Consider the following 12937-nt stretch of genomic DNA (forward strand, 5'->3'; position numbering starts at 1 on the left):
AAGGAGTGACACCATGCTGGTGATGCGCCCCGCGCAAATGGCTGATCTGGGCGAGGTACAGCGTCTGGCTGCGGACAGCCCGATTGGTGTCACGTCCTTGCCGGACGATGTCGAACGCCTGAGCGACAAGATCGCAGCAAGCGAAGCCTCGTTTGCCGCCGAAGTCAGCTTCAACGGTGAAGAAAGCTATTTCTTCGTCCTTGAAGACACGGCCAGCGGAAAGCTGGTTGGCTGCTCGGCAATCGTGGCCTCGGCCGGTTACTCCGAGCCGTTCTACAGCTTCCGTAATGAAACCTTCGTTCACGCCTCCCGTGAGCTGAAGATTCATAACAAGATCCATGTGCTCTCCCAGTGCCATGACCTGACCGGCAACAGCCTGCTGACCAGCTTCTATGTGGTCCCGGAGCTGGTGGGGTCGGCGTGGTCGGAACTCAACTCCCGTGGCCGTCTGCTGTTTGTCGCCAGCCACCCGGAGCGTTTCGCTGATTCGGTCGTGACCGAGATCGTCGGTTACAGCGACGAGAATGGCGATTCGCCGTTCTGGGATGCCATCGGCCGTAACTTCTTCGACCTTAACTATGCTGCCGCCGAGCGTCTGTGTGGGCTGAAAAGCCGGACCTTCCTCGCCGAACTGATGCCGCATTACCCGATCTACGTGCCGCTGTTGCCCGACTCCGCCCAAGAGGCGATGGGTCAGGTGCATCCACGGGCACAGATCACCTTCGACATCCTGATGCGCGAAGGCTTCGAGACCGATCATTACATCGACATCTTCGATGGCGGTCCGACCCTGCACGCCCGCGTTTCCGGGATCCGTTCGATCGCCCAGAGCCGTGTGGTCCCGGTTAAAATCGGCGAACCGGTCAAAGGCGCCGGTCGTCAATACCTGGTGGCCAACGCCCAGTTGCAGGATTACCGCGCGGTATTGCTGGAGCTGGACTACGCGCCGGGCAAGCCCGTGACCCTGGATCTTGAAGCGGCCGAAGCCCTTGGCGTCGGCGAAGGTGCCAGCGTGCGCCTGGTGGCGGTTTAACGCCTGCTGCCATGTCTGGAAAGAGTGCCTGGAAAGAGTGCCTGGAAAGAATCCTGGAAAGCAGCGAGTTTCACGGGTGGCGCAAGCGGCCCGTTTGAGGAGATAGCATGATCGTTCGTCCCGTACGCAGCAGCGATTTACCCGCTCTGATTGACCTGGCCCGCAGCACTGGCACCGGTCTGACCACCTTGCCGGCCAACGAAGAGCGCCTGGCGCATCGGGTCGGTTGGGCGGAAAAGACTTTTCGCGGCGAAGCCGAGCGCGGTGATGCGGACTATTTGTTCGTACTCGAAGACGACAACGGTCGTGTCGTCGGCATTTCGGCGATTGCCGGCGCGGTTGGCCTGCGTGAGCCCTGGTACAACTTTCGGGTCGGTCTGACCGTCAGCGCTTCCCAGGAGCTGAATATCTACCGCGAGGTCCCGACGCTGTTTCTGGCCAACGACCTGACCGGCAATTCCGAGTTGTGCTCGTTGTTCCTGCATGCCGATTACCGCAGTGGTCTCAACGGCCGCATGCTGGCCAAGGCGCGGATGTTGTTCATCGCTGAATTCCCGCAACTGTTCGGCAACAAGATCATCGCCGAAATGCGCGGCGTGTCCGATGAAGCCGGACGCTCGCCATTCTGGGAAAGCCTGGGTCGGCACTTCTTCAAAATGGAATTCAGCCAGGCCGATTACCTGACCGGTGTCGGCAACAAAGCCTTCATCGCCGAGTTGATGCCCAAGTTCCCGCTGTACACCTGCTTCCTCTCCGAGGATGCGCGCAAGGTGATCGGCAAGGTTCACCCCGACACCGAGCCGGCGTTGGCCATGCTCAAGAGTGAAGGCTTCAGTTATCAAGGCTACGTCGACATCTTCGACGCCGGCCCGGCCGTGGAATGCGAAACCAGCAAGATTCGCGCAGTGCGCGACAGTCAGGCACTGGTGCTGGCCATCGGTACCCCGGGTGACGACGCCACGCCATTTTTGATTCACAACCGCAAGCGCGAAGACTGCCGGATCACTGCCGCTCCAGCACGCTTCGCCGCGGGCACCCTGGTGGTCGATCAGTTGACGGCCAAACGTCTTAAACTCACTGCGGGCGATCAGGTACGTGCCGTGCCGTTGTCAGCCCAGCCAGTTTCTCGGGAGTCGAAGTAATGAGCACGCTTTATATCGCAGGTGAATGGCTGGAAGGCCAGGGCGAAGCTTTCGAATCGCTGAACCCGGTGACCCAGCAGGTCTTGTGGTCCGGCAACGGCGCTAACGCGGCACAAGTCGAATCTGCGGTGCAGGCTGCCCGCCAGGCTTTTCCGGGCTGGGGCAGACGTTCGCTGGAAGATCGCATCGGCGTGCTGGAAGCCTTTGCCGCCAGTCTGAAAAACCACGCCGACGAACTGGCTCGCTGCATCGGTGAAGAGACCGGTAAACCGCTGTGGGAGTCGGCCACCGAAGTCACCAGCATGATCAACAAGATCGCCATCTCGGTGCAAAGCTACCGCGAGCGTACCGGCGAGAAGAGCGGCCCATTGGGCGACGCCACCGCGGTATTGCGCCACAAGCCCCACGGTGTGGTCGCGGTGTTCGGCCCGTACAACTTCCCGGGTCACTTGCCGAACGGGCATATCGTTCCGGCGTTGCTGGCCGGTAACAGCGTGCTGTTCAAACCGAGTGAGCTGACCCCGAAAGTCGCCGAGCTGACGGTCAAGTGCTGGATCGAAGCGGGTTTGCCGGCTGGCGTGCTGAACCTGCTGCAAGGCGCTCGCGAAACCGGGATCGCCCTGGCGGCCAATCCGGGCATCGACGGTTTGTTCTTCACCGGTTCCAGCCGCACCGGCAACCATTTGCATCATCAGTTCTCCGGTCGCCCGGACAAGATCCTCGCGCTGGAAATGGGTGGCAACAACCCGCTGGTGGTCGATCAGGTCGCGGACCTCGACGCCGCGGTCTACACCATTATTCAGTCGGCGTTCATTTCTGCCGGTCAGCGTTGCACCTGTGCTCGCCGCTTGCTGGTGCCGCAAGGCGCCTGGGGCGACACGCTGCTGGCGCGTCTGGTGGCGGTCAGCTCGACCATCGAAGTCGGCGCGTTCGATCAGCAACCGGCGCCATTCATGGGCTCGGTGATTTCCCTCGGCGCCGCCCGTGCGTTGATGGATGCTCAGGAGCACTTGCTCGGCAACGGCGCTGTGGCGCTGTTGGAAATGACTCAGCCACAGGCTCAGGCCGCGTTGCTGACACCAGGCATTCTCGACGTCACCGCAGTCAGCGATCGCCCGGACGAAGAACTGTTCGGTCCGTTGCTGCAAGTGATCCGCTACGCCGATTTTGAAGCGGCGATCGCTGAAGCCAACGATACTCAATATGGCCTGGCGGCCGGTTTGCTGTCGGATTCCGAGGCGCGTTATCAGCAGTTCTGGCTGGAAAGCCGCGCCGGTATCGTCAACTGGAACAAGCAGCTGACCGGGGCTGCGAGCAGCGCACCGTTCGGCGGCGTGGGCGCCTCGGGCAACCATCGCGCCAGTGCCTATTACGCAGCGGATTACTGCGCGTACCCGGTGGCCTCGCTGGAAACACCGAGCCTGACGTTGCCGACGGCGCTGACACCCGGTGTACGGCTTTCGTAAGCGCTGACCTTTTCGCGGGCAAGCCCGCTCCCACAAGAGCTGCACTGTACCTGTGGGAATGGCAAACCTGCTCCCACAAGGATGATGCAAAACCCCTGTGGGAATGGCAAACCTGCTCCCACAAGGATGATGCAAAACCCCTGTGGGAATAGCAAACCTGCTCCTACAAGGACGATGCAAAAACCCCTGTGGGAGCTGGCTTGCCCGCGAAGGCCGCGACGCGGTGTTAATGAATAGATACTGATGCCTATAACAACAGATTCGTGGAGCCTCGCTGATGAAATCCTATGAAGTCAATTTCGACGGTCTAGTGGGGCCGACCCATAACTATGGCGGTCTGTCCTACGGCAACGTCGCGTCCCAGAGCAACAGCCAGCAATCTTCGAACCCGAAGGAAGCGGCGCTGCAAGGCCTGGCGAAAATGAAAGCGCTGATGGAAATGGGCTTTCAACAAGGCGTGCTCGCTCCGCAAGAGCGCCCGGATGTGGCAGGACTGCGTAAGCTGGGCTTCAGCGGTACTGACGCGCAAGTGATCGAACAGGCTGCTAAAGAGGCGATGCCGTTGCTGGTCGCCAGCTGCTCGGCCTCGAGCATGTGGGTGGCCAACGCCGCCACGGTCAGCCCGGGCGCGGACACCGCTGACGGTCGCGTGCATTTCACCGCCGCCAACCTCAACTGCAAATACCACCGCAGCATCGAACACCCGACCACCAGCCGCGTACTGGGGGCGATGTTCGCTGACCAGAAGCACTTCGCCCACCACGCGGCGTTGCCGGCAGTGGCGCAGTTCGGTGATGAAGGCGCGGCCAACCACACGCGCTTCTGCCGTGAATACGGCGAGGCCGGCGTCGAGTTCTTCGTGTTCGGTCGCAGTGCGTTCGACACCCGTTACCCGGCCCCGCAAAAATACCCGGCGCGCCAGACTCTGGAAGCTTCGCAAGCGGTCGCCCGCCTGCACGGCTTGAGCGATGACGGTGTGGTCTACGCCCAGCAAAACCCGTCGGTCATCGATCAGGGTGTGTTCCATAACGACGTGATCGCCGTGGGCAACGGCGAGGCACTGTTCTATCACGAGGATGCGTTCCTCGACACCGAGCAAATGCTGGCTGAATTGCACGGCAAGCTGGCCAAACGCGGCGCTAACTTCAAGGCGATCTGCGTGCCGCGCTCCCAGGTGTCGGTAGAAGACGCGGTGCGTTCCTACCTGTTCAACAGCCAGCTGCTGTCGCGTGCCGACGGTTCGATGCTGTTGATCGTGCCGCAAGAGTGCCAGAACAACGACCGCGTCTGGCAGTACCTGCAAGGGCTGACCAGCTCCGGTGGGCTGATCCGCGAAGTGAAAGTCTTCGATCTCAAGCAAAGCATGCAGAACGGCGGTGGCCCGGCGTGCCTGCGTCTTCGTGTCGCGCTGAATGAAACCGAGCTGGCGGCGGTCAACCCAGGGGTTATCATGACCGCGCCGTTGTACGACACGCTGACCCAATGGGTCGACAAGCACTACCGCGACCGCTTGAGCGAAACCGATCTGGCGGACCCGCAATTGTTGCTTGAGTGCCGGACGGCACTGGATGAACTGACGCAAATCCTTAAACTGGGCGCGGTTTATCCATTCCAGATCAATTGAAAGCCCCGCGTGCGGTTCAAACAGAGCCGCACGCGCAGCTTCATTCCCAGATGAGAGCGTAATAATGAGCGATACCCTGCAGCTGATCCTTGAAGACACCGACGGCACTCAGCTGGAAACTTCCTGCACCCGCGTTGCGGTGATGTGGCAAGGCAAGGAATTGTGGATCCAGCACGACGGCCGCGGCCAGTTGCTGATCGGCGTGGACGTTGAAGAAGGCGACGCTGAATACGCCAACATACTGTTGCGCCCATTGGCGACTAATCTGGTAAGTCTGCAACTGGAAATGGAACCGGCTGAAGTCGGTGACGAAGACCACGTGCACGGCCCTGATTGCGCGCACGACCACTAAGGAAATCGTTCTATGCTCGCCCTCGGCAAACTGCTTGAACTGACCCTCGCCGGCCGCGAACCGGCGGAGAAGACTCAACTGACTGTCGAAGGCGTGCGAATGCGCTGGCTGAGCGAAGGAGCGCTGGAAGTCCGGCCCCCCGAGGCTCGCGACAATGGCATGGACCTGCTGCTGTCGGCCGGCATCCACGGCAACGAGACAGCTCCTATCGAGTTGCTCGACCGTCTGTTGCATGACATCGCCCGTGGTGAGTTGAAGCCACGCGCACGTATTCTGTTCCTGTTCGGCAACCCCGAGGCCATGCGCCTCGGCGAGCGTTATATCGAGCAGGACGTCAACCGGCTGTTCAATGGCCGTCACGAACTGACGAGTGGTTCGGAAGCCTTGCGCGCTTGCGAACTGGAACGCCTGGCGACGAGCTTCTTCAGCGTGCCGGATCGCAGTCGCTTGCACTACGACCTGCACACCGCGATTCGCGGCTCGAAGATCGAGCAGTTCGCGCTGTATCCCTGGAAAGAAGGTCGCCAGCATTCACGCCAGGAACTGGTTCGCTTGCGCGCCGCCGGTATGGAAGCGGTGCTGTTGCAGAACAAACCCTCCATCGTTTTCAGCTCTTATACCTACGACAAGCTTGGCGCCGAGTCCTTCACCCTTGAGTTGGGTAAAGCCCGGCCATTCGGGCAGAACGAAGGGGTTAACGTCGAACGTCTGGAAATTCGTCTGAAGCAGATCATCGAAGGCAGCGAGCCATCGTTTTCCGACGAAGGGCTGGACGGCTTGCAGTTGTTCAGCGTGGCGCGAGAAATCATCAAGCACAGCGATACCTTTCACCTGCATCTGCCGGCGGATGTCGAGAACTTCTCGGAGCTGGAAGTGGGTTATCTGCTGGCCGAAGATATCGCGCAGACACGCTGGATCGTCGAAGAAGAGGGCGCGCGAATCATTTTCCCTAACCCGAAGGTGAAGAATGGGTTGCGGGCGGGGATTCTGATAGTGCCGACCACCGGCGAAAACCTGGCCTGACCCAAATCTCAATCCCAACACAAAACTAATGTGGGAGCGAGCTTGCTCGCGATAGCGGACTGACAGTCAACATCATTGTTGAATGCTAAACCGCTATCGCGAGCAAGCTCGCTCCCACAGGTGTTGTGTCATTCTGTGAGAGCGAGGTTGAGCCTTAAACCGCTACCGCCCGCGGCTCAGTGCGACGCAACGCACGCATCTTGTGCAGCGTATCCGCACAGGTCTTCGCCGCTTCCTGACCCTTATGCACAAAATGCTCGAAGAAGAACTTCTGATGTTCTTCGCCCGCATGGAAGTGGTGTGGGGTCAGTACGACCGAGAACACCGGCACTTCGGTTTCCAGCTGAACCTGCATCAGGCCGCTGATCACCGACTGGGCGACGAACTCGTGGCGGTAGATCCCGCCATCCACCACCAGCCCGGCAGCGACGATGCCGGCGTAACGGCCGGATTTGGCCAACAGCTTGGCGTGCAGCGGAATCTCAAAGGCGCCGCCGACTTCAAAGAAATCGATATCACTTTCCTGATAGCCCTGGACGAGCATTTCGGCGACGAAGCCTTTACGGCTCTGATCGACAATGTCCTTGTGCCAGCAGGCCTGAATAAACGCGACGCGCTCGCCGTGGTGGCTTTTGCTTTTGCTATCGATTGCGGTGGGTTGCATCTGTTCTGACTCCTGTTTGTGTGAAAAACAGGGCGTTATGAATCGAAGGGGATTTAAGGGTACGTTCAGATCGATCGTGCAGTGACACGCACGAATACCTTGAGACGGCCCTTTGGCGCCAATCCCGTTCTCTCTTCATCCGGACTATGACCGTCGGCCCCGGGATCACACCGGGTCTGCTGACCTTGCCGACGCACACTGCCGAAGCTGTTCGTGTCACCAAGCGCTCGCGGGCTATGCGCATTGCGCGCAATTACCGCCGGTGGGGAGTTGCACCCCGCCCTGAGAACGTTGCCACCAGGATTTCTGGCGGCGGTGAGTTTTTAACATATATTTCTGAACAGCGCATCGTTGCATTCTGATGATATGAATCGAATTTTCCGTTGGCTTGAACAGGCTTTTCTTGCCTGGATCCTTGACTATCGAGTGCGATGACCTCAGTAATCGAGTTCGAAAGGGATTTTCCCGTTTAGTTAGCGGCGACGTTCGCGTCCCATTGCCGAGGCCCGTTCCATGAGCGTTATCGATCTTCGTAGCGACACAGTGACCCAACCGACTGCCGGGATGCTCCACGCAATGGCAACGGCCGCCACCGGTGATGACGTGTATGGCGAAGATCCCACGGTGAACCGGCTTGAAGCCGAACTGGCCCAGCGCCTGGGCTTTGCTCAAGCGCTGTTTGTGCCCACTGGCACCATGAGCAACCTGCTGGCGTTGATGGCCCATTGTGAGCGCGGCGACGAATACATCGTCGGCCAGCAGGCACACACCTACAAATACGAAGGCGGCGGCGCAGCAGTGCTCGGGTCGATCCAGCCGCAGCCGCTGGAGGTCCAGGCCGACGGTTCGCTGGACCTGGCGCAGGTGGCCGCCGCGATCAAGCCGGACGACTTCCATTTCGCCCGCACGCGCTTGCTGGCGCTGGAAAATACTATGCAAGGCAAGGTCCTGCCACTGGAGTATCTGGCCCGGGCGCGCAGCGTTACCCATGAGCATGGCCTCGCTCTGCACCTGGATGGCGCGCGGTTGTACAACGCGGCGGTCAAGCTGGGTGTCGATGCACGGGAAATCACCCGGCATTTCGATTCGGTGTCGGTCTGCCTGTCCAAAGGTCTCGGTGCGCCGATTGGTTCGGTGTTGTGCGGCACGGCCGGGTTGATCGGCAAGGCGCGGCGGTTGCGCAAGATGGTCGGTGGCGGCATGCGTCAGGCCGGTATTCTCGCGGCGGCGGGACTGTACGCGCTGGATCATCAGGTGCAGCGTCTGGCCGATGACCATGCCAATGCCCGGTTGCTGGCTGAAGGCTTGCGCGAGGCGGGTTACAGGGTTGAACCGGTGCAGACCAATATGGTTTATGTTCAGGTCGACGACAAAGCCGAAGCATTAAAGGCTTTTGCCGGTGAGCGCGGGATCAAACTCAGTGCCGCCCCGCGGTTGCGGATGGTCACCCATCTGGACGTCAGCCGGGCGCAGATCGAGCAGGTCGTCGCCACATTTGCCGAGTTTTCCCGGAAATGGTAATGCTAGCGGTCCAATTGGCCGTTTCTATCGTATAAACACGCTGTACCCAAAGCGCAGGGCCGATATAATGCGGCCCTTTGCCGTCGCTCCGTCTTTTGACGTTTTGCACTGGCCTTTGGCCGCAGTCTCCGTGGAAGAACCTAATGAAAAGCGCAGAAATCCGTGAAGCCTTCCTTCGCTTCTTCGAAGAGCAAGGCCACACCCGTGTAGCCTCAAGCTCTTTGATTCCGGGCAACGACCCAACCCTGCTGTTCACTAACGCGGGGATGAACCAGTTCAAGGACTGCTTTCTGGGCCAGGAAAAGCGCGCCTACACCCGCGCCGTCAGCAGCCAGAAGTGCGTACGCGCAGGCGGCAAGCACAACGACCTGGAAAACGTCGGTTATACCGCTCGTCACCACACCTTCTTTGAAATGCTGGGTAACTTCAGCTTCGGCGATTACTTCAAGCGTGATGCCATCACCTACGCCTGGAACTTTCTGACCTCCGAGAAGTGGCTGAACCTGCCGAAAGAAAAGCTCTGGGTCACCGTCTACGCCAGCGATGACGAGGCATACGACATCTGGACCAAGGACATTGGGGTTCCGGCCGAGCGTATGGTCCGTATCGGCGACAACAAAGGCGCGCCGTACGCGTCCGACAACTTCTGGACCATGGGCGACACCGGCCCGTGCGGCCCTTGCACCGAGATTTTCTACGATCACGGCGCCGACATCTGGGGCGGCCCGCCGGGCTCACCGGAAGAAGACGGCGACCGTTACATCGAAATCTGGAACAACGTGTTCATGCAGTTCAACCGTACGGCTGATGGCGTGCTGCATCCGCTGCCAGCGCCGTCGGTGGATACCGGCATGGGCCTGGAGCGGATCAGTGCCGTTCTGCAGCACGTTCACTCGAACTATGAAGTCGACCTGTTCCAAAGCCTGCTGAGCGCTTCGGCCAAGGCCATCGGTTGCACCAACGACAACCAGGCGTCGTTGAAAGTGGTCGCCGACCACATTCGTTCCTGCGGTTTCCTGATCGCTGACGGCGTGCTGCCGTCCAACGAAGGTCGCGGCTACGTGCTGCGCCGGATCATCCGTCGCGCTTGCCGTCACGGCAACAAGCTGGGCGCCAAGGGCAGCTTCTTCTATCAGATCGTTGCGGCGCTGGTCGCCGAGATGGGTGAGGCTTTCCCTGAGCTGACACAGGGCCAGGCGCACATCGAGCGCGTCCTGAAAGCCGAAGAAGAGCAGTTTGCCAAGACCCTGGAGCAGGGCCTGAAGATTCTCGAACAGGATCTGGCCGAGCTCAAAGGCAACGTGGTTCCGGGCGACGTGGTGTTCAAGCTGTATGACACCTATGGCTTCCCGATGGACCTGACCGGCGACATCGCCCGTGAACGCAGCCTGACCATCGACGAAGCAGGTTTCGAGCGCGAGATGGAAGCCCAGCGCGTGCGCGCGCGTTCCGCCAGTTCGTTCGGTATGGACTACAACAGCCTGGTCAAGGTCGATGTGGCCACCGAGTTCACCGGCTACGAAGCCACCAGCGGTTCGGCCAAAGTGGTTGCGCTCTATAAAGACGGGCAATCGGTCGACGTGCTGAGCGAAGGTGAAGAGGGCGTGGTGGTGCTTGACCAGACCCCGTTCTATGCTGAGTCGGGCGGCCAGATTGGCGATTGCGGCTTCCTGCAGGCCGGCGTTGCACGCTTCGACGTGCGCGACACGACCAAGACCGGTGGCGCGTTCCTGCACCACGGTGTGTTGGTTTCGGGCAGCTTGATCGTCGGTACGCCGGTTGAGACTCAGGTCGAAGCCGACGTGCGTCATGCCACCTCGCTGAACCACTCCGCGACTCACTTGCTTCACGCCGCGCTGCGCCAGGTTCTGGGCGAGCACGTGCAGCAGAAAGGTTCGTTGGTCGACAGTCAGCGCCTGCGCTTTGACTTCAGCCACTTCGAAGCGATCAAGCCAGAGCAGTTGAAGGCCCTGGAAGACATCGTCAACCGCGAAGTGCGTAACAACACCGCGGTCGAAACCGAAGAAACCGATATCGAAACCGCCAAGCAAAAAGGCGCCATGGCGCTGTTTGGCGAGAAGTACGGCGACAGCGTGCGGGTGCTGAGCATGGGTGGCGATTTCTCCGTCGAACTGTGTGGCGGTATTCATGCCAATCGCACCGGCGACATCGGCCTGCTGAAAATCATCAGCGAAGGCGGTGTGGCTTCGGGCGTTCGTCGTATTGAAGCGGTCACCGGTGCTGCGGCGCTGGCGTATCTGAACGCCGCTGATGAGCAACTCAAGGAAGCCGCGAGCCTGGTCAAAGGCAGTCGCGACAACCTGATCGACAAACTGTTGGCGGTGCTTGAGCGCAACCGTCTGCTGGAGAAACAACTCGAGCAGGCGCAAGCCAAGGCCGCCAGCGCAGCCGGTGACGATCTGTCGGCGCAGGCATTGGATGTCAAAGGTGTGAAAGTGCTGGCCGTGCGTCTGGACGGTCAGGACGGCAAGGCGCTGTTGGCCTTGGTCGATCAATTGAAGAACAAACTCGGCCGCGCAGTGATCCTGCTCGGCAGTGTCCATGAGGAAAAGGTCGTTCTGGTTGCAGGCGTGACCAAAGACCTGACTGGCCAACTCAAAGCCGGTGATTTGATGACGCAAGCCGCTGCGGCAGTGGGCGGGAAGGGCGGTGGTCGTCCGGACATGGCGCAAGGCGGCGGTATCGACGCTGGCGCGCTGGATGCAGCACTGGCTCTGACCGTGCCGTTTGTAGAGCAGGGTATCTAAGGCTCCATGCCGGGCCCGTCGTCTAGTGGCGGGCTCCGGAGCTGCAGTTTGAATGATTAATGGGGGCCCTTCATGGGCTGAGGCGGCTTTGAAATGGCTTTGATCGTACAGAAGTTTGGAGGCACCTCGGTTGGCACTGTCGAGAGAATCGAGCAGGTCGCTGACAAGGTTAAGAAGTTCCGCGAAGCCGGTGATGACCTGGTGGTTGTGCTGTCCGCGATGAGTGGCGAAACCAACCGCCTGATCGATCTGGCCAGGCAAATCAGTGGCGACAATCAACCGGTTCCCCGTGAACTGGATGTGATCGTCTCTACCGGTGAGCAAGTGACGATCGCACTGTTGGCCATGGCGCTGATCAAGCGCGGTGTGCCGGCGGTTTCGTACACCGGTAATCAGGTGCGGATTCTGACCGATAGCGCGCACAATAAAGCGCGTATCTTGCAAATTGATGACCAGAAGATTCGTGGTGATCTGAAAGCCGGTCGTGTGGTGGTGGTCGCCGGTTTCCAGGGCGTCGACGAGCACGGCAACATCACGACCCTCGGTCGTGGCGGTTCCGATACCACGGGTGTGGCGCTGGCCGCTGCCCTGAAGGCTGACGAGTGCCAGATCTACACCGATGTGGACGGCGTCTACACCACTGACCCGCGTGTCGTGTCTGCGGCTCAGCGCCTGGACAAGATCACCTTCGAAGAGATGCTGGAAATGGCCAGCCTCGGTTCCAAGGTGTTGCAGATCCGTGCGGTCGAGTTTGCCGGCAAGTACAACGTTCCGCTGCGCGTCCTGCACAGCTTTAAGGAGGGTCCGGGTACCCTCATTACTATTGATGAAGAGGAATCCATGGAACAGCCGATCATTTCCGGCATCGCCTTCAACCGCGATGAAGCCAAGCTGACCATCCGTGGTGTGCCAGACACCCCGGGCGTGGCCTTCAAGATTCTTGGGCCGATCAGCGCCGCGAACATCGAAGTCGACATGATCGTGCAGAACGTGGCGCACGATAACACCACCGACTTCACCTTCACGGTTCACCGCAATGATTACCAGGCGGCTCAGTCGGTCCTGGAAAATACCGCGCGTGAAATCGGTGCGCGTGAAGTCGTGGGCGATACCAAGATTGCCAAGGTGTCGATTGTCGGCGTGGGCATGCGTTCTCACGCAGGCGTCGCCAGCCGCATGTTCGAAGCGCTGGCTAAAGAAAGCATCAACATCCAGATGATCTCGACCTCGGAAATCAAGGTTTCGGTGGTCATCGAAGAGAAGTACCTGGAACTGGCTGTGCGCGCTCTGCACACGGCTTTCGAACTGGACGCACCGGCCCGACAGGGCGAGTGATGCGTTACC

Annotated in this window: 10 protein-coding genes and 1 riboswitch; of the genes, 9 read left to right on the top strand and 1 reads right to left on the bottom strand. The window is 60.0% G+C overall.

What is annotated here, in order from left to right:
- Positions 1-13: 13 nt before the first annotated feature.
- From aruF to astE, 6 genes are all read left to right on the top strand, one after another.
- Entirely contained in the window at positions 14-1033 is a 1020-nt protein-coding gene (gene aruF, locus AC3I0A_RS06565) for an arginine/ornithine succinyltransferase subunit alpha (RefSeq protein ID WP_489376831.1), read from the top strand.
- Positions 1034-1140: 107 nt separating this feature from the next.
- Complete coding sequence (gene astA / locus AC3I0A_RS06570; protein WP_489376832.1) at positions 1141-2175, top strand: arginine N-succinyltransferase; 1035 nt, start codon at positions 1141-1143, stop codon at positions 2173-2175.
- Positions 2175-3641, top strand: coding sequence for a succinylglutamate-semialdehyde dehydrogenase (gene astD, locus AC3I0A_RS06575; RefSeq protein WP_489376833.1), 1467 nt, complete (start codon positions 2175-2177; stop codon positions 3639-3641). Before astA ends, astD begins: the two co-directional genes overlap by 1 nt.
- A gap of 277 nt (positions 3642-3918) precedes the next feature.
- Positions 3919-5265 carry an N-succinylarginine dihydrolase gene (gene astB, locus AC3I0A_RS06580; protein ID WP_489376834.1) on the top strand — a complete coding sequence of 449 codons (1347 nt, stop codon included), beginning with the start codon at positions 3919-3921 and terminating at the stop codon, positions 5263-5265.
- A 64-nt stretch (positions 5266-5329) separates the two neighbouring features.
- Positions 5330-5617: a topoisomerase II gene (locus AC3I0A_RS06585; protein ID WP_419118869.1), complete on the top strand. Its 288-nt coding sequence runs from the start codon at positions 5330-5332 to the stop codon at positions 5615-5617.
- A gap of 12 nt (positions 5618-5629) precedes the next feature.
- Positions 5630-6640 (top strand): succinylglutamate desuccinylase, encoded by a 1011-nt coding sequence (astE, locus tag AC3I0A_RS06590; protein ID WP_489376836.1) that lies wholly within the window; start codon positions 5630-5632, stop codon positions 6638-6640.
- Positions 6641-6794: 154 nt separating this feature from the next.
- Here astE and AC3I0A_RS06595 read toward each other — a convergent pair whose 3' ends face one another.
- The gene (locus AC3I0A_RS06595; protein ID WP_489376837.1) at positions 6795-7304 is read right to left on the bottom strand and encodes a 6,7-dimethyl-8-ribityllumazine synthase; all 510 of its coding nucleotides are present in this window, start codon (positions 7302-7304) and stop codon (positions 6795-6797) included.
- A 122-nt stretch (positions 7305-7426) separates the two neighbouring features.
- Positions 7427-7598, bottom strand: a riboswitch (FMN riboswitch).
- 219 nt (positions 7599-7817) lie between these two features.
- Between AC3I0A_RS06595 and ltaE the strand changes: the two genes are divergently transcribed.
- The 3 genes from ltaE (at position 7818) to AC3I0A_RS06610 (ending at position 12928) form a co-directional block, all read left to right on the top strand.
- Positions 7818-8825, top strand: coding sequence for a low-specificity L-threonine aldolase (gene ltaE / locus AC3I0A_RS06600; protein ID WP_489376838.1), 1008 nt, complete (start codon positions 7818-7820; stop codon positions 8823-8825).
- A gap of 143 nt (positions 8826-8968) precedes the next feature.
- Positions 8969-11593: an alanine--tRNA ligase gene (gene alaS / locus AC3I0A_RS06605; RefSeq protein WP_489376839.1), complete on the top strand. Its 2625-nt coding sequence runs from the start codon at positions 8969-8971 to the stop codon at positions 11591-11593.
- 93 nt (positions 11594-11686) lie between these two features.
- A complete protein-coding gene (locus tag AC3I0A_RS06610; RefSeq protein WP_489376840.1) occupies positions 11687-12928 on the top strand; it encodes an aspartate kinase in 1242 nt (413 codons plus the stop codon).
- Positions 12929-12937: the final 9 nt, after the last annotated feature.

The sequence above is a fragment of the Pseudomonas sp. KH_024_B2 genome (assembly GCF_057839965.1).

Bases quoted from the DNA above. Each gene is read 5' to 3' on its own strand.
- aruF (WP_489376831.1), top strand. From the start codon at position 14: ATGCTGGTGATGCGCCCCGCGCAAATGGCTGATCTGGGCGAGGTACAG.
- astA (WP_489376832.1), top strand. From the start codon at position 1,141: ATGATCGTTCGTCCCGTACGCAGCAGCGATTTACCCGCTCTGATTGAC.
- astD (WP_489376833.1), top strand. From the start codon at position 2,175: ATGAGCACGCTTTATATCGCAGGTGAATGGCTGGAAGGCCAGGGCGAA.
- astB (WP_489376834.1), top strand. From the start codon at position 3,919: ATGAAATCCTATGAAGTCAATTTCGACGGTCTAGTGGGGCCGACCCAT.
- AC3I0A_RS06585 (WP_419118869.1), top strand. From the start codon at position 5,330: ATGAGCGATACCCTGCAGCTGATCCTTGAAGACACCGACGGCACTCAG.
- astE (WP_489376836.1), top strand. From the start codon at position 5,630: ATGCTCGCCCTCGGCAAACTGCTTGAACTGACCCTCGCCGGCCGCGAA.
- AC3I0A_RS06595 (WP_489376837.1), bottom strand. From the start codon at position 7,304: ATGCAACCCACCGCAATCGATAGCAAAAGCAAAAGCCACCACGGCGAG.
- ltaE (WP_489376838.1), top strand. From the start codon at position 7,818: ATGAGCGTTATCGATCTTCGTAGCGACACAGTGACCCAACCGACTGCC.
- alaS (WP_489376839.1), top strand. From the start codon at position 8,969: ATGAAAAGCGCAGAAATCCGTGAAGCCTTCCTTCGCTTCTTCGAAGAG.
- AC3I0A_RS06610 (WP_489376840.1), top strand. From the start codon at position 11,687: ATGGCTTTGATCGTACAGAAGTTTGGAGGCACCTCGGTTGGCACTGTC.